Source organism: Tomitella fengzijianii, assembly GCF_007559025.1.
In the GTDB taxonomy this organism is placed as follows: Bacteria; Actinomycetota; Actinomycetes; order Mycobacteriales; family Mycobacteriaceae; genus Tomitella; species Tomitella fengzijianii.
Genome location: NZ_CP041765.1, coordinates 1,500,436 through 1,516,756, shown reverse-complemented (window position 1 = coordinate 1,516,756; position 16,321 = coordinate 1,500,436). Strand labels below are relative to the sequence as shown.

Annotated in this window: 12 protein-coding genes; 7 read left to right on the top strand and 5 right to left on the bottom strand. The window is 70.8% G+C overall.

Annotated features, from left to right (window positions below):
- Positions 1–120 precede the first annotated feature (120 nt).
- The 4 genes from FO059_RS06925 to FO059_RS06910 all read left to right on the top strand — a co-directional run bounded on the left by FO059_RS06925 (position 121) and on the right by FO059_RS06910 (position 6,171).
- Positions 121–3,519: a DUF499 domain-containing protein gene (locus tag FO059_RS06925; protein ID WP_143907483.1), complete on the top strand. Its 3,399-nt coding sequence runs from the start codon at positions 121–123 to the stop codon at positions 3,517–3,519.
- Between the two features lie 2 nt (positions 3,520–3,521).
- Complete coding sequence (locus FO059_RS06920) at positions 3,522–5,405, top strand: coiled-coil domain-containing protein (protein ID WP_143907481.1); 1,884 nt, start codon at positions 3,522–3,524, stop codon at positions 5,403–5,405.
- Positions 5,406–5,494: 89 nt separating this feature from the next.
- Positions 5,495–5,734: a type II toxin-antitoxin system VapB family antitoxin gene (locus FO059_RS06915; RefSeq protein WP_143907479.1), complete on the top strand. Its 240-nt coding sequence runs from the start codon at positions 5,495–5,497 to the stop codon at positions 5,732–5,734.
- 2 nt (positions 5,735–5,736) lie between these two features.
- The gene (locus tag FO059_RS06910) at positions 5,737–6,171 is read left to right on the top strand and encodes a type II toxin-antitoxin system VapC family toxin (protein ID WP_143907477.1); all 435 of its coding nucleotides are present in this window, start codon (positions 5,737–5,739) and stop codon (positions 6,169–6,171) included.
- Positions 6,172–6,184: 13 nt separating this feature from the next.
- Here the strand turns inward: FO059_RS06910 and FO059_RS06905 are convergent, their stop codons facing one another.
- Positions 6,185–7,870 (bottom strand): AMP-binding protein, encoded by a 1,686-nt coding sequence (locus tag FO059_RS06905; protein ID WP_143907475.1) that lies wholly within the window; start codon positions 7,868–7,870, stop codon positions 6,185–6,187.
- Positions 7,871–8,070: 200 nt separating this feature from the next.
- On the opposite strand from FO059_RS06905, the gene FO059_RS06900 reads away from it, so the two are divergent.
- Positions 8,071–8,772, top strand: coding sequence for a GntR family transcriptional regulator (locus FO059_RS06900; RefSeq protein WP_143907473.1), 702 nt, complete (start codon positions 8,071–8,073; stop codon positions 8,770–8,772).
- Positions 8,769–10,109 carry an MFS transporter gene (locus tag FO059_RS06895; protein ID WP_143907471.1) on the top strand — a complete coding sequence of 447 codons (1,341 nt, stop codon included), beginning with the start codon at positions 8,769–8,771 and terminating at the stop codon, positions 10,107–10,109. The genes FO059_RS06900 and FO059_RS06895 overlap by 4 nt, the downstream gene beginning before the upstream one ends.
- Here FO059_RS06895 and FO059_RS06890 read toward each other — a convergent pair.
- Genes FO059_RS06890 through FO059_RS06880 form a run of 3 tightly spaced genes read right to left on the bottom strand, consistent with a single transcriptional unit; the run spans position 10,067 to position 14,103 of the window.
- Positions 10,067–11,416: an outer membrane protein assembly factor BamB family protein gene (locus FO059_RS06890; RefSeq protein ID WP_143907469.1), complete on the bottom strand. Its 1,350-nt coding sequence runs from the start codon at positions 11,414–11,416 to the stop codon at positions 10,067–10,069. The two genes, FO059_RS06895 and FO059_RS06890, sit on opposite strands and share 43 nt — an antisense overlap.
- A gap of 60 nt (positions 11,417–11,476) precedes the next feature.
- Positions 11,477–13,138, bottom strand: a complete 1,662-nt coding sequence (locus tag FO059_RS06885; RefSeq protein WP_143907467.1) for an ABC transporter permease — start codon at positions 13,136–13,138, stop codon at positions 11,477–11,479.
- Positions 13,135–14,103, bottom strand: a complete 969-nt coding sequence (locus FO059_RS06880) for an ABC transporter ATP-binding protein (RefSeq protein ID WP_143907465.1) — start codon at positions 14,101–14,103, stop codon at positions 13,135–13,137. Before FO059_RS06880 ends, FO059_RS06885 begins: the two co-directional genes overlap by 4 nt.
- Positions 14,104–14,230: 127 nt before the next feature.
- On the opposite strand from FO059_RS06880, the gene FO059_RS06875 reads away from it, so the two are divergent.
- Positions 14,231–14,749: a GbsR/MarR family transcriptional regulator gene (locus tag FO059_RS06875; protein WP_143907464.1), complete on the top strand. Its 519-nt coding sequence runs from the start codon at positions 14,231–14,233 to the stop codon at positions 14,747–14,749.
- Here the strand turns inward: FO059_RS06875 and FO059_RS06870 are convergent.
- On the bottom strand, positions 14,746–16,281 hold the full coding sequence (locus FO059_RS06870) for a flavin-containing monooxygenase (protein WP_143907462.1): 1,536 nt from the start codon (positions 16,279–16,281) through the stop codon (positions 14,746–14,748). The genes FO059_RS06875 and FO059_RS06870 overlap by 4 nt on opposite strands.
- Between the last annotated feature and the right edge of the window lie 40 nt (positions 16,282–16,321).

The window sequence follows — 16,321 nt, the reverse complement described above, 5'->3', positions numbered from 1 at the left end:
CGCCGATCCCGCCACGCCGGTGAATCCTGTCGCAGCGCCCGACTAGAGTGCTATGCACAACACGTTGGTATTCGTTCAGTGCGCCGGTGACGCGCGCATGCGGGAACAGGGGGCGCACCCATGGCCTTGAGCAATCGCGACCGAGTGGGGCGCGCCTTCGAGCAATTGGGCACGGGCCTGGACTCGTTCCTCACCCGCGTGTTCGCCGGCGAGATCACCGGCGACGCCGACTGGACTGCGCTGCTGCAGCTGCGGGACAAGCAGAACGGCATCTCCGGCAAGACTTACCAGCGCACCGATCCCCAGTGCAGCCTGCGGATCATCGCCACCAACGTCACCGGTCAGATCCAAAAGGGCTGGTTCCCGCTCAACGACTTCCTCTCCCGCTCTCAGATGTCGCTGGCCAGCGAGCTCATCGACACCCGCAACACGTGGGCGCACAACGGCTCGTTCACCGGCGACGACGCCTACCGGGCGCTGGACACGATGGAGCGTCTGCTCACCGCCGCCGTTCAGCCCGATCAGGCCGGCGAGGTGCGCAAGTGGCGCGTGGAGATCATGCGCATCTCGGCCGACCAGGCGGACCGCAAGGTGGTCTCCTCCGGCACCGCGGAGGTCGGCTCGTCGGGCGTCACCCCGTGGCGGGAAGTGCTGCGCCCGCATGCGGACGTGGCCAGCGGCAACTTCCACGCCGCCGAGTTCGCGGCCGACCTGGCGATGGTCGCCCGCGGCGACGGCGACCCGGAATACACCGATCCCGTCCCGTTCTTCCAGCGCACCTACCTCACCGAGGGCCTGCGCGACCTCATCGTGCGCGCGGTGCGCCGCCTCGGCGGGGACGACAACGCGTCCCCGGTCATCAACCTGCAGACCAACTTTGGCGGCGGCAAGACGCACTCGATGCTCGCGGTGTGGCACCTGGCCTCCGGCACCCCCGCCATCGACTACCCGCAGGACGTACAGGACGTGCTCTCGGGGCTCTCCCTGCCGGAGTCGGTGCGCCGTGTCGCATTGGTGGGCACGCAGATCCAGGCCGGGGCGGTCAAGCCCATGCCCGACGGCACCGGCGTGCACACTATCTGGGGACTGCTCGCCTGGCACCTGGGAGGCGCCGAGGGGTACGCCATCGTCGAGGAGTCCGACCGCGCCGGCACCAACCCCGGCGAGGCGCTGCGCACCCTGTTCGAGCGGTTCGGCCCCGCGGTGATCCTCATCGACGAGTGGGTGGCCTACGCCCGCATGCTCCACGGCCGGGACGACCTGGTGGACGGCACGTTCGACGCCCAGTTCACCTTCGCCCAGACCCTCACCGAGGCCGCCAAGGCGGTCCCCGGCGTGCTCGTGCTCATCTCCATCCCCGCGTCCGCGGAGATGAAGGACGGCGAATACGTGGGCGACGAGGAGGAGGTCGGCGGCGAGAACGGCCGCGCCGCACTGCGCATGCTGCGCAACGCGATCGGCCGCGTCGCGGACCAGTGGCGGGCCGCAGGCTCCGAGGAGGCGTTCGAGATCGTGCGCCGGCGCCTGTTCGAGACGCCCGACGCCCAGGCCCTCGCCCAGATCCGGGCCACCGCCAACGCAATGGTGGAGTTTTACCGCAAGAACAGCGCCGACTTCCCCCGTGAGGTGCGCGAGAACGACTACGAGGAGCGCATCCGCCGCAGCTACCCGGTGCACCCGGAACTGTTCGACCGGCTCTACCAGGACTGGTCCACCCTCGAGCGGTTCCAGCGCACCCGCGGCGTGCTGCGGCTGATGAACACTATCGTGGGGCACCTGTGGCGAAGCGACGACGCGGCGCCGCTCATCATGCCCGGCTCGGTGCCCCTGCGCGCCGACGCCGTGCTCACCGAGCTCACCCAGTACCTGGGCGACGAGTGGAAGGCGCTCATCGACACCGACGTGGACGGCGAGCACGCCGCGCCCGCCCGCGTGGACGCCGCCAACAAGGCACTGGGGCAACGGCGGGTCACCCAGCGCCTCGCCCGCACCGTGTTCATGGGCGCCGCCCCCACCCTTACTTCGGCACACAAGGGCATCGACCAGCAGCGCGTGTTCCTGGGCACGGCACTGCCCGGTGACCAGCCCGGCAACTTCCACTCGGCGCTCAACCGCCTGGCCAACACGGCCACGTACTTCTACAGCTCCGGCGCGATGTACTGGTACGACACCCAGGCCAACACCACCCGCACTGCCCGCGACTACGCCGAACGCCTGCACCCCGAGGACGTGTGGGCCGAGGTGACGGCGCGCCTCGAGAAGCACCGGAAGATCGCGGCGGACGGGTTCGCCGCCGTGCACGTGGCGCCCGAGTCCACTGCCGACATCCCCGACTCGGCCGAGGTGCGTCTGATCATCGTGCCGCCCGCGCACACGCACTCCAAGACTGCCTCCACCGCCAAGGACTGGGCCCTGGACGCCACCGAACACCGCGGCAGCGCGGCCCGCCAGTGCCGCAACATGATCGCGTTCCTCGCCGCCGACGAAGCACGCTACAGCGAGCTGTCCGACGTGGTGCGCGAATACCTCGCCTGGACCTACGTGCATGTCAATGCCGACAAGGAGCTCAACCTCACCGCCGCCCAACGCGAGCAGGCCGGCGAGCGCCGCGAGAAGCTCGACACCACGGTGGACGCGCGCCTGCTGGAGACCTACATCCACGTGCTCTACCCGGAGCAGCCGCTGGCCGACCGTCCCCTCGCCATCGTGAGCGAGAAGGACACCACCGGCCAGAATCTCGTCGACCGGGCGGCCGCGCGCATGCGCAACCAGAGCGCCCTGTCCACACAGCGCAACGGCAGCCTGGTGCGCATGGACATCGACCGGTTCCTGCGCACCGTCTGGGATCGCGACGGCCACATGAGCGTCGGCGACCTGTGGAACTATTACACCCGCTACCCCTACATGCCGCGGCTGCGCGACCGCACGGTGCTGGAGGCCGGGGTGCTCAGCGCGCTCGACGAGATGGTGTGGACGCAATCGGGCTTCGCCGTGGCGCAGGAATGGGACGGCCAGCGCTACGTCGGCCTGGTCATCCCCGGCGACCCCACGCCTCCCCAGGTGACCGATGCGCTGCTCATCGTCGAGCCGGGCCGCGCAGAGAAACAGCGCGCCCAGGAGATCATCGAGCGCGACAAGGAACGCAAGCGCATCGAGGGAGGAGCAGGCGATAAGGACTGGACCGACGGCGGCTCCGGCGGCGTAACGGACCAGGGAAGCGGAGGAGCCGCCGGCGGCCTGTCCGGCGGTTCGAGCGCCGGGGCGACCACGCCGCCCGGACCCTGCCCGAAGACCCGCTTCTTCGGCTCCGCCACGCTCGGCGCGCTCTACGGCAAGGACTTCTCCACCATCACCGACGAGGTGATCCAGAACCTCGCCGCCGTCGACGGCGTGCACCTGGAGGTGCGCCTGGAGATCACCGCCACCGCCCCCGGCGGGTTCGACGAGTCCACCGTGCGCACCGTCGGCGAGAACGCGAACACGCTCAAGTTCGACCAGTCCGGGTTCGAGGAGGACTGAGCGTGCTCGGATACCGTTCGTTCTTCCGGTTCCGCGACGAGCCGAACGCCCAGGAGATACTGCACGGCAAGCTGTTCCAATGGCTCAGCAGCAAGTCGTGGGACGCGACGAAGCTCGTCGAGGGCAGCGCACAACAGATCGCGGCAAACGTCACCGGCACCCTCGTCCACGTCGGCGGCGACAGCGGCGACGATGGTGGCGGCGACCGCGATGGTGTCGGTGGCGGAGACGGCGCGCGGAGCTCGCGGTTCGTCTTCGATCAGCACCAGCACAGCGGCACCTGGACCACCACGGTCACGCTGCACCTGGACGCCGGCGGCGAATCCGGCTGGGTGTGGTTCGACATCGACAGTCCCGAGGGCGGACCACAACCCAAGCCGCCGCGCATCGCCGGGGAATTGCTGCGCTCGGTCACCGGGCGCGACGGCGACCACGTTCTCACCGGACAGGCACGCATCGCACGGCGCACCCGGGCCACCGAGATCCTCCAGGCGATCGAGGACCCGCGGCGGCGCGGCCTACTGTTCCTCGCGGGGACGAACGACAATTTGCCGCTGGACAAGTGGGCCAACTACGTCCGCGGCATCCTGCGCGACACCGTCGGTCTGGCCTCCGCCCACGTCCTCGACGCCGAGACCACCGAACTCGTCAACTCGTGGCTCCCCGCCACGCACCGCATCGCCCCCGGCACCGTGCGCACGTTCCGCCCCGGCGTGGACCTCGACGATCCCCTCGACGGGGTCCGGCACCGCTACCTCACCACCGACCGCATCATCCGCGCCAACCGTCACGCTCTCCGCGGCCTGCTCGCGCACCAGGCGCGGGCGCTGTCCACCAGCGCGCCCCTGCCCCGGGATGCGGCGGACGTCGATACGCGCCTGCGCTCGCGACTGGACACGGCCCTGCTCGAGGACGCGACACCGCCACAGAACCTCACCGCGGCTACGACCGGCGAGGGCAGCCTGGAGGCTGCCGTCGAGGTGCAGGTACCTCCGGTATCCACGGACGCGCCCTACCCGGCCGGCCTTGCGGACGGGCCGGCATTGTCCGCGCTCTCCGCACTCACCGACGTGCTGCGCGACCTTTTCGGCACCACCACCGTCGACGCGGCCACCGTCCGGTCGCTCGGCGCACTCGCCGGCCGGGCGCGAACCACCGCCAAGGCACGCGAGGATCTCCAGGAACGCATGCTGCGGATCGAGGCGGAACGCGCGGAAGCGCACGACGAGGCCGAGTTGCACCGATTGCTGCTCGAGGACGAACAGCTCGAACGCGTCCAAGCGGAGAACGAACGCGCCGAAGCGGAACGCCAGCTCCGGCACGTGCGGACCGAGCTCGCGAGAATCGGCGAGGCCGAGGCCGCATGGTCGCAGCCTGACGACGACCCGCTGGACGTCCGCCCCGAAAGCCACGACGACCTTCTGCGGCGATTCGACGAACTCGAGTACGTCGAGTTCACCGGTGACGAGGACAAGACGCACGACCTCGACAAGCACGATCCCCTGGGCACCTGGGCAGGCAAATCCTGGGACGCTCTGCTGGCTCTGAACGACTACTGCCGGCTGACCCGCAACGGCGAACCGACCGGCGGCGTCCACCACTATCTGATGGACACTCCGGGCACCTGTCACGGGTTCCCCGCAGGAGCTCATGTGCCCGTCGAAAGCGGAACCATTCAGAACGACAGCAAATACAGCGCGCCGCGCACGCTTCCGGTACCGACAGGCGTCGCCCCGTCTGGAACGGTGTTCATGGGCGCTCACTTCCGGATCAGCCGCTACGGCACCATCAGCCCGCGGATGCACTACTACGACGACGCGGCCGGCACCGGGAAGATCTACGTCGGCTACATCGGACCCCACCTGCCGAACACCCGGACCAACTGACGTTCTTCGGTATCACTCGCACAGTCGATGTCGATACTGCTGGCAGTATTTTACAAACCATCGAACTGTCGTAGGGGTAGAGTGAGGGCATGAAGACCACCTTCGACCTGCCGGAGCCAGTCTTGAGGAGAGTCCAGGAGATCGCCCGTCTGCGGGGAACGACCACCAAGTCCCTCGTGGAGGAAGCACTACGGGACCTGATCGACAGGCAAACTTCTGCCGATATGTACACACTTCCGGACTGCAGTGTTTCCGGACGCGGTCTGCAGCCTGAGTTCTCACGGGGCTGGGACTCGATCCGGGATGCGGCGTACGGGCAGTCGGCCTGAGAATGCGCGCTGTCGATACAAATGTCCTCGTATATGCGCATCGTCGCGACTCCCCGTTTCATGATGCGGCACACGCATTGATGCGCAAGCTCACCGAAGGACCGGCCCAATGGGCGATCCCCTGGCCGTGCGTGTTTGAGTTCTACTCGGTAGTCACGCATCCCCGCATCTACTCACCCCCGAGTACCACTGCCGAGGCCCTCGACCAGCTTCAGGCATGGATCGACTCGCCAAAGGCTGTACTGCTCGGCGAGCCAATCGGCGGATGGCGCGTAACAGCCGACGTGATCAGCAGATCGTCAGTCACCGGCCCCGCGGTGCACGACGCACGCATTGCCGCCATATGCATTGCACAAGGCGTCGACGCTCTCATCACGCTCGACCGGGACTTCTCTCGATTCCCAGACCTCCGCGTCCACAACCTCGAAATCGGCTGAGTTCTGCGGACCCTCAGCCCCGCAGGTCCTCCTCCCAGAATTCGTCGACGCCGCGCCGCGGCGCGTCGCGTTCGGCCGCGCGCAGCTCCACGCGCCGGATCTTGCCCGAGATCGTCTTCGGCAGCTCCGCGAACTGGATGCGGCGGATCCTCTTGTATGGCGACAGGTGCTCGCGACAGTGCGCGAACAACGCTGCGGCGGTGTCCTCGTCCGCCGCCCAGCCGCCGGCGAGCACCACGTACGCCTTCGGCACCGCGAGCCGCACCGGGTCGGCCGCCGGGATCACCGCGGCCTCCGCCACCGCCTCGTGCTCGATGAGCACGCTCTCCAGCTCGAACGGCGAGATCCGGTAGTCGGAGGACTTGAACACGTCGTCGGTGCGGCCCACGTAGGTGATGTAGCCGTTCTCGTCACGCGAACCGACGTCGCCGGTGTGGTAGACCCCGCCCGCCATCGCCGCCGCGGTGCGCTCCTCGTCGCCGTGATAGCCGGCCATGAGCCCCACTGGCCGTTCGGCGAGGTCGATGCAGATCTCCCCGTCGTCGCCGTGCTCGCCCGTCGCGGGGTCGACGAGCACGATCCGGAACCCGGGCGACGGCCTGCCCATCGACCCGGCCTTCACCGGCTGGCCGGGCGTGTTCGCCACCTGCACCGTCGTCTCGGTCTGCCCGTACCCGTCACGGATCTGCACGCCCCACGCCTGCTGCACCCGCGCGATGACCTCGGGGTTGAGCGGCTCGCCGGCGCCGACGACGGTGCGGGGCGGGGTGCGCAGCTGTCCCAGGTCGGCCTGGATGAGCATCCGCCACACCGTCGGCGGCGCGCAGAAGCTCGTCACCCCGCAACGGTCCATCTGTCGCATCAGCCGCACGGCGTCGAACCGTTCGTAGTTGAACAGGAACACGGTGGCCTCGGCATTCCACGGGGCGAAGACGTTGCTCCAGGCGTGCTTGGCCCAGCCAGGTGAGGAGATGTTGAGGTGCACGTCCCCCGGCCGCATGCCGATCCAGTACATCGTCGACAGGTGGCCGACGGGGTACGAGATGTGCGTGTGCTCGACCAGCTTGGGCCGGGAGGTGGTGCCGGAGGTGAAATACAGCAGCAGCGTGTCGTCGGCGCGGGTGGGCCCGTCCGGTGCGAAGTCGTCCGGCGCTGCCGCCGAGTCGGCGTAGTCGCTCCAGCCGTCCGGCGCGGGCGTGGCCCCGACGGCGATGCGGGTGACCCCGGCGAGTTCGGCGAACTTGTCCGCGTCGCCCGCGCGGGCGACGACGAACCCGGCGCCGCCCCGCTCGATCCGGTCCCGCAGATCCGCCTCCACCAGCAGCGTGGTCGCCGGAATGATGACCGCCCCCAGCTTCATCGCGGCGAGCATCGTCTCCCACAGCTCCACCTGATTGGCGAGCATCAGCAGGATCCGGTCGCCGCGGCCCACGCCGAGCCCGCGCAACCAGACGGCCACCTGGTCGGAGCGCCGCTTCATCTCCGCGAACGACCATCTGCCCTCGCTGCCGTCCTCCTCGACGATCCACAGCGCCGGCCGCTCGTTGCCGTCGGCGATCCGGTCGAACCAGTCGAGCGCCCAGTTGAACTCCGCCGGCCGGGGCCACTCGAACTCCGCGCAGGCGGCCGCGTAGTCGTCGCCGTGGTCCAGCAGGAAGTCCCGCGCGACGCGGAACTGCTCCGTCGACTCGGTTGGCATGGGCCCTCCTCGTGTTCCGCGGTATGGAGACCGGCCGGACCCGGACCGCCCGCATGGCGCCGGCCGGGGTCACAGAGGCGATGTTCGCAGACTTGCCCGGCGTGCACCGATGATCGCCCGACCTTGCAGCCAACGGGTGTGCGGAATCTGGACATCACCCACTTGCATGCATTGATGCATGCAAGACTATCGTCGTGCGGGTGACCTTCCCCCAGCACGCCGCGGCGGCACTCTCGAAGCCGCCGGCGCAATCCGCCGCCGACCGCGCCTACCAGCACACCAAGGACGCGATCATCCGCGGCGACCTGCCCGGCGGCACCGCCCTCAGCGAGGTCACGGTGTGCACGGAACTCGGCCTCAGCCGCACCCCGGTGCACGAGGCGTTCCTGCGCCTGGCCGCCGAGGACCTGCTCACGCTCGCCTCCCGCAAGGGCGCCCTGGTCCGCCCCATGCCGCCCAGCGAGGCCGCGGACGTCCTCGAGATGCGCGAGGCCGTCGAGGCGTCCGCCGCCCGCCGCGCCATCGCCGACGGCCGGGCCGCCGAGGCCGCGCCCGCGCTCGAAGAGGCCCTACGGCGCCAGGAACAGGCACTGGCCGCCGAACTCTCCCACTCTGCGGGTCTACCAGATGCCGCCGCGATCGCGCGGTTCATCGCCGCCGACGACGACTTCCACACGGCCGTCGTCGCCGCGTCGCACAACCCGATCGCGCTGCACTTCGCCGGGCTGCTGCGCGACCGCCAGCAGCGCCTGCGTCACCAGCTCCTGCGCGTGCACCCCGACCAGCTGCGGCCCGCGCTGGACCAGCACCGGCGCCTGGCCTCCGCCCTCGCCGCGGGCGACGCCGAAGTGTACGCCGCCGTTCTGTCCGAGCACATCGCCATGCACCAAGGGATCCTGTGACCACAGCGCTCACCGACGACCGCACCGCGCCCTCCCGGCGTTCCTCCCCGCGCGGCGCCGTCCCGCACTGGCTGGCGATCTGGGGCGTGGTGTTCGTCGCCTCGTGGGCGGGCAACCAGTTCAGCCCTCTGCTCGTGATGTACGAGGACCGGCAGGACTATTCGTCGTTCCTGGTGAACCTGTTGCTCGGCGTCTACGTCCTGGGCCTCGCGCCCGCTCTGCTGGTGGCCGGGCCGCTGTCCGACCGGCACGGGCGCAGGCCGCTCATGCTCGCCGGGGTGGGCACCGCGGTGCTCGGCAGCGCACTGCTGGCGCTGGGCCATTACGGCCCCGGGTTCATCGCCGCGGGACGACTGTTCTCCGGGTTCACCATCGGCATCGCCATGGCGGTGGGCAACAGCTGGATCAAGGAGCTCTCGCAGGCCCCGCACGACCCGCGCGCGGGACTCACCGCAGGTGCCCGCCGCGCCTCGCTGGCGTTCACGCTGGGCTCCGCGGGCGGGGCGCTGGTTGCAGGGGTGCTGGCCCAGTGGGGGCCGCTCCCCGACGTCCTGCCGTTCCTGGTGCACATCGTCGTCGCGGTCCCGTTCGCCGTCGTCGTGCTGCGCACCCCCGAGACCCACGCGCCCGACACCTCGTCGTCGCTGCGGCGCCGACTGCGCATCGACAGCGCGCGGCATCCGCGGTTCCTGCGCGTGGTGCTGGTGGCGGCGCCGTGGATCTTCGGCTCGGCCGCCATCGCCTACGGCTATCTGCCGACGAAGCTGCGCGACGCCACTGGCGACCAGGGCCTGGTGTTCGCCACCGCGGCCACCGTCATCGCCCTCGGGGTGTCCTCGGCGATCCAGCCCGTCGCCAAGCGCGTGCACTCGATGTCGTCGGCCCGCGGGCTGTCGGCAGCCCTGGCGATCATGGCCGCCGGCATCGGGCTGGTGTGGCTGGCGATCGACCTGCAGTCGGTGACCGTTGGCCTCGCATCCAACGTGGTGGTCGGCGCCGGCATCGGCATCGGCCTGGTCTCCGGGCTCATCGAGGTGCAGTGCATCGCGGGCGACAAAGACCTGGCGGGGCTCACCGGCGTCTTCTACGCCGCCGCCTACGTTGGTTTCCTCACCCCGGCGCTGATCTCTGCGGTGGCGGGCCCGGTCCCGCTGGGCATGATCTTCCTGGTGCTCACCGCCCTGGCCGCGGTGAGCTGGGCGGCGCTGACGGTCTCGTCGCGCAAGCACATCCCCGAGGGCCGCACGTTCGCAGTGGACGGACAGGCGGCCGCGCCACCTCCACGCGGGCGGGGTCACGACGAGGAGCCGACCAGCCCCTCCGCGGACCCCAGGTAGCCGCCGATGTTGTCGAGCGACCCGGCCGACCCCAGGCTTCCCGTCGCACCCCAGGAGGCCGGCGGGATCTGGTCGATCCGCGTGATCACCACCTCGCGGCTCTGGCTGGGGATCACCAGGTAGGTGTCGTCGACGATCACGGGACCGGCCGGCGCGAGGACCCCGTCGAGGCTGAGCCGACCGGTGAGCTCGCCGGTACCGGCGTCCATCGCGAGGACCTCGCCGGCGGTCGTGGTGAAGAAGACCGTGCCGCCGCTCGCCGCCGGGGCCGCCTTGACCGGCCCGGTGTACTTGTTCCACAGCCGCTGGCCGGAGTGCAGGTCGTAAGCGTAGGAGGTGCCGGTGGTGGGGCTGCCCACGAAGACCTTGCCGTCGTGGATCATCGGCGCCCCGGAGCGGTTGTTCACCGGCGCCGGGCCCGCACCGAGCCGGTCGCGCCACAGGACCTCGCCGGTGGCGGCGTCCATCGCGACGATGGTGTGCTCCTCCATCGGGGTACCGAAGACGTCCGGCGGCAGCGCGGTGTTGGCGGTGGTGACGACGATGCCCTCGGCCACGGCGGGCGGCACGTCGTCGAGGCCGCGGTTGAACTCGCCGAAGTGCCGCGTCCAGGCGAAATCGTCTGCCGCGGTGTCGTAGGCGAAGAACGTGTACGGCTCCGGCGTCCCGCTGCCGAAGTAGAGGATCCCGGATTCCTCAGCGGGCGAGGACATGCTGACCACGTGCCCCAGCGGCACCTTCTTCCCCTCGGTACCGGTTGCCGGGTCGAGCTTGTACAGGTGCTTGTCCCCCGTCACCGCATACAGCGCGCCGCCCACCAGCACCGGCGTGGGCATGACCTCGCCGGGGGTGTCGAAGCGCCACAGGGTCTCCCCCGTGTCCGCGTCCAGGGCGAGCACGCCGCTCTCGCCGGTGCCGCGGTTTCCGTCCTCGCCGGCGAACCGATTGCCGAAGCCCACGAACACCCGCCCTCCGGAGTGGATCATCTCCGAATGCACCCAGTTGGGGGCCTGCGACTGCCAGCGCAGCTCACCGGTGGCGAGGTCGAACGCCTGCAGTTCCCCGGAGCCATGGCTGCCGACGAAGATCGTTCCGTCGGCCACCACCGGCGTCGCGCGCACCTCACCGGCCGTGGGAATCGCCCCGGTGAAGACCGCCTGCCCCGCTTGCACGTTCGCGTTCTTGGTGGGCGCGTAACGGTACTGGGTCCACTCACCCTGCCCGGCCGCCGAGGCCGGGGCGTGGGACAGGGTGACGGCGATGGCGGCGGCCGTCACGAGACTCGCCGCGGGGCGGATCAGACGCATGGGACGCGAGCTTAGCGGATCGGGCTCCCCGGCCCACAACCGGAGAGAATCGCCGGTTCGTCACTGCGCCTGCAGGTCCCGTCGGCGCAGCCCTTCGACGCCGCCCCACGCCAACGCGGCGCCGACGGCGAGGGTGACCAGCCACGCGCTCCATCCCATAGTCTCGGCGGGGGCCTGCGCGGCCCACGAGAACGGCGACAGATCGACAGCCCAGCCCGGCAGCCCCAGCAGGTCGCCGAACCAGCCGGCGATGTACGCCCAGGCCACCACCACCCACGTAACGTGCTGCACCCGCGGTGCGAGGCCCACGAGCGCGGCGGCGAGACCGCCGACCACCGCGACGGCGGCGAGCGGCACGAGCATCGCGCCGAAGATCCGGGCCAGCTGCGACGCGTCGCCGGTGGCCAGCGCGTCGGCCACTGCGGCGCCGGCCGCGCCGCACACCGCCAGGACCACCGCGGCGGCGGCCGTCACGGCGAGCCAGCCGCCGATCCAGCGTCGCCGCGACACCCCCGCGACCACGAGCAGCTCCGCCCGCCCGGACGTCTCCTCGCCGCGCAGCCGCAGGACCGTCGACGCGGCGAAGCCCGCCGTGAGCAGCCCCAGCAGCAGCGCCACCATGGCGAAGTACTGGTCGACGATCCCGCCTGCCCCGCCGAACACCTTCTCCATCTGCTCGTTGCCGCGCACCATGTCCGCGACCTGGCTGCCCACCGAACCGAGCGCCGCGCCCGCGAGCACCATGCCGGCGGCCCAGCCGGCGATGGCCGCGCGTTGAATCCGGAAGGCCCACGCAGGTGCGCTCGCCAGGCTGTGCGGTGCGGCCGCCGGGCCCAGGCGCGGTGCTACGAGGGATCCGCCGACGTCGCGGATGCCGTCCAGTCGCCACGCCGTGCCCGCCGCCGCCACCGCGAGGATCAGCGGAAGGGCGAGGGGCCACCAGCGGTCGCCGCCGAACGGGTGGGCGGCCTGCGCCCAGCCGATGGGCGAGAACCACGACAGCGTGCCACCGCCGACGTCGCCGACCGCGCGCACGGCGAACGCCGCCCCGACCAGCGCCGCGCCCAGCCCCGTCGCGGCGCGGGCGTGCGAGAGCACCTGCGCGCACACCAGCGACACCGCGGTGAACGCGATGCCGGTGACAGCCACCTCCGCGCCGAACAGCACCGAGCCTGCCGCCGGAAGTCCCAGCGCCAGGAACACCGCCGCGATACCCGCGCCCACCAGCACCGACGCCGCCGCGGCCAGCAGACCTGCCGCCGTCAGCGGCGCCCGCGGCCCCAGCACCCCGGCCCGCAGCAGTTCCGTACGGCCGGTCTCCTCCTCGCCGCGCGTGTAGCGCACAGTCAGAAACACGACCATGAGCGCGACGCCGACGAGCGATATCGAGTTGGTCTCGAACACAGTGATGCCGCCCGCCGTTTCCAGCGCCACGGGCGGGCCGCCCATCGCGATGGTGGCCGGGCTGGAATCCATCGTCGCCGCGTAGGTGGCACGCTCGGCGGCGTCCCCGTAGACGCCCTGGACCGCATTGGCCGACGCACCCGTCACCGCGATGAGCCCCGCGATCCACACCCCCAGGCGGAGGCGGTCGCGCCGCAGGTGCAGCCGCACCAACGCGGCGGTGCCGGTCACGGCGGCGGCCGCGGCTCCCCCGGCAGGGCGGGCGGCCCGCATCCCGCCGGGAGCGCGCGGCATGCGGGCGGCGGGTGCGGTGCTCATGACCGCACCGCGCTGCCGGCCGCTGCCCGGCCGGTTCCCGCCGACCGGCCGTCCGCCTGATCGTCGGCTCGATCGTCGGCTTGATCGTTGTAATGCCGCAGGAACAGTTCCTCCAGCGTGGGCGGGTGGCTGACCAGCGAGCGGATACCGGCCTCGGCGACGGTGCGCATCACCACGTCGAGCCGATCCGACTCGACCTCGAACGCGGCGCGCAGCCCGTCGGTCTTCAGGCCCACCACCGCCGGATGGCCGGCCAGCGCGCCGAGCGGACGCGCGGTCTCCACCGTCACCGTGGTGCGGGTGAGGTGCCGCAGGTCCGCCAACGTGCCGCTCTCCACGGTGCGGCCGGCCCGGATGATGCTCACCGTGTCGCACAGAGATTCCACCTCGGCGAGGATGTGGCTGGACAGCAGCACGGTGCGCCCGGCCGCGCGCGCCTCGCGGATGCAGTCCTGGAACACCTCCTCCATCAGGGGGTCCAGGCCGGATGTGGGCTCGTCGAGAATGAGCAACTCCACGTCCGCAGCCAGCGCGGCGACCAGCGCCACCTTCTGCCGGTTGCCCTTGGAGTAGGTGCGGGCCTTCTTGCGCGGGTCCAGGTCGAACCGCGCCAGCAGCTCCGCCCGCCGCCCCGGGTCCACACCGCCGCGCAGCCGCCCGAGCAGGTCGATGACCTCGCCGCCGCTGAGGTTGGGCCACAGGGCCACATCCCCGGGCACGTAGGCCAGCCGCCGGTGCAGCGCGGTGGCGTCCGCCCACGGGTCGCCGCCGAGCAGCCGGACGGTGCCGCCCGGGTCCGCACGCAGCAGTCCCAGCAGCACCCGGATGGTGGTGGACTTCCCGGCGCCGTTGGGCCCGAGGAATCCGTGCACCTCCCCCGGCCGTACCCGCAGTTCCAGCCCGTCCAGGGCCCGCACCGCTCCGAACGTCTTGCGGAGCTCCCGGACCTCGATCACCGCGTCCATGCCCTCAGCGTACATATAATTCAGTATTTAGTGAACACTAAGAATGCTATGAAATACTGGAGGCCGGTGGGGCCGCGAGATCCCCTCCCCGACGACCAGATCCGACTGCCCGACCCTGGAGCCACCCATGCTGGACGGAGGAACCGCCGCGGAGCCGGCCGTCGCCGAGTTCGTCGAGCGCTTCGCATCGTCGATGGCCGCGTCCGGGCTGCCGCGGATGGCCTCGCGGGTCTTCGCCACTCTCATGGCGGCGCCGTCACGGGGTCTGACGGCGGCGCAGCTCAAAGACACGTTGGGCGTGAGTGCGGGCGCGGTCTCCGGCGCGGTCCGCTGGCTGGCGCAGGTCGGCTTCATCACGCGCAGCACGGTCGCCGGCACCCGGCAGGACCTCTACATCGCCGAATCGGACTCGTTCGTCAACCTCATGGTGCAGGACATTCGCGCGCTGCGGTCGTGGCGCAACGATCTGCGCGACGGCGTCGCCGCGCTCGGTGCCGACTCGCCGGCCGGGCGGCGCATGGCGGAGGCGCTGGAGTTCTTCGAGTTCCTCGAGGGCGAGCTGCCGGGGATGCTCGATCGGTGGCAGGAGCTCCGGCGGCGCCGCCGCGAAGGTCGGGACGGGGCCGGCCGGGACGGGACGGGCTAGGACGCGGCGGGCACCGGCGACGCGCGGAACGCGTAGTCCTGCAACGGGAACCGCCCCGCCTCCCACAGTGCGTTGGCCGTCGAGGTGGGCCGCAGGATCGCCGCCTCCCCATGCTGGTTGAAGTAGTAACTGCGCGACCCGTCGCAGGAGCCGCGGTAGAACACCGAATCGCCGAGCAGCCGGGTGACCTGGTCCAGGAACTCGGCGTTGGCCCGCTCGGTGACCTCGAACGTGTCGGCCCCAGCGTCGCGCATGCCTCGGAACAGGCGGGTGAGGTGCTTCATCTGCGCCTCGATGGTGGTGAAGTACGACAGGCCGCTGTACGAGTAGGGGCTCGAGAGCGTGAGGAAGTTCGGGAAACGCGGCACCGACACGCCCTCGTATGCCTGGAACCGGTTGTCCCGCCACCATGCGCCCAGGTTCCTGCCGCCGCGGCCGATCACCTCGATGGCGGGGAAGTTCACGTCCCACAGGTTGAACCCTGTGGCCAGCACGAGGGTGTCGATGTCGGTGCGGCGCCCGTCCGCGGTGACGATGCCGTCTGCGTCGATGCGCGCGATCGACTCGGTCTCCAACTCCACGTTCGGACGGGTAAACGCACGGAAGTAGTGGTTGGAGAACGTCGGCCTCTTGCAGCCGAAGTCGTAGGCGGGGGTGAGTTTGCGGCGCAGATCGCTGTCGCGCACCTGACGGCGCAGGTGCCCCTTGGCCAGCAGCGCCGCTCCGGCGTTGAGGAAGCGGCTCTGCCGGTAGTGCAGCACCGCGCTGACCATCATCGCCTCGAGCAGCGCGGTGTTGGCCAGCCGCGCCGCCTTCTGCGTCAGCGGCACGCGCGCGAACAGGCGCTGCACGGGGCGCGGGATGGGGAAATCGACCTTGGGCACCACCCAGATGGGCGTGCGCTGGTAGACGGTGAGTGCGGATGCGGTGTCGGCGAGCTCGGGGACGAGCTGCACGGCGGTGGCGCCGGTCCCGATGATCCCGACGCGCCGGCCGCGCAGATCCACGTCGTCGTCCCACGCGGTGGTGTGCAGCACTGTCCCGGCGAACTCCTCGATGCCGTCGATGGCGGGCATTTGCGGCTGCGAGAGGAACCCGGTGGCGGTGAGCAGGTAACGCGCGGTGACGGCCTGGCCACCGCGGATCGCCACCGACCAGCAGCGCCCGTCCTCGTCCCATCGCGCGCCCTCGACGACCTGCCCGAAGCGCATCTGACTGCGCAGGTGGTACTTGTCGGCCACGTGCTCGGCGTACTTCTTCAGCTCGGCCCCGGGGGCGAACAGGCGCGACCAGTACGGATTGGGCTCGAACGAGAACGAGTACGTGACCGAGGCGATGTCCACCGCCAGGCCCGGGTAGTGGTTGACGTGCCAGGTGCCGCCCAGGTCGTCCTCGCGCTCGAGGATGAGCACGTCGTCGATCCCGAGGCGCTGCAGCGCGATGGCCGCGCCCATGCCCCCGAAGCCGGCGCCGACGATCACGGCCTCGTATTGCGGCCGATCGGCCCTTCCCGGCGTGTCCGCATCCGTCATCAGGCCGCTCCCCTCGCCTTCGGCACCCCGCCGCCGTGCC

Bases quoted from the DNA above. Each gene is read 5' to 3' on its own strand.
- FO059_RS06880 (WP_143907465.1), bottom strand. From the start codon at position 14,103: ATGGACGCGGTGATCGAGGTCCGGGAGCTCCGCAAGACGTTCGGAGCG.
- FO059_RS06875 (WP_143907464.1), top strand. From the start codon at position 14,231: ATGCTGGACGGAGGAACCGCCGCGGAGCCGGCCGTCGCCGAGTTCGTC.
- FO059_RS06870 (WP_143907462.1), bottom strand. From the start codon at position 16,281: ATGACGGATGCGGACACGCCGGGAAGGGCCGATCGGCCGCAATACGAG.
- FO059_RS06890 (WP_143907469.1), bottom strand. From the start codon at position 11,416: ATGCGTCTGATCCGCCCCGCGGCGAGTCTCGTGACGGCCGCCGCCATC.
- FO059_RS06885 (WP_143907467.1), bottom strand. From the start codon at position 13,138: ATGAGCACCGCACCCGCCGCCCGCATGCCGCGCGCTCCCGGCGGGATG.
- FO059_RS06925 (WP_143907483.1), top strand. From the start codon at position 121: ATGGCCTTGAGCAATCGCGACCGAGTGGGGCGCGCCTTCGAGCAATTG.
- FO059_RS06905 (WP_143907475.1), bottom strand. From the start codon at position 7,870: ATGCCAACCGAGTCGACGGAGCAGTTCCGCGTCGCGCGGGACTTCCTG.
- FO059_RS06910 (WP_143907477.1), top strand. From the start codon at position 5,737: ATGCGCGCTGTCGATACAAATGTCCTCGTATATGCGCATCGTCGCGAC.
- FO059_RS06915 (WP_143907479.1), top strand. From the start codon at position 5,495: ATGAAGACCACCTTCGACCTGCCGGAGCCAGTCTTGAGGAGAGTCCAG.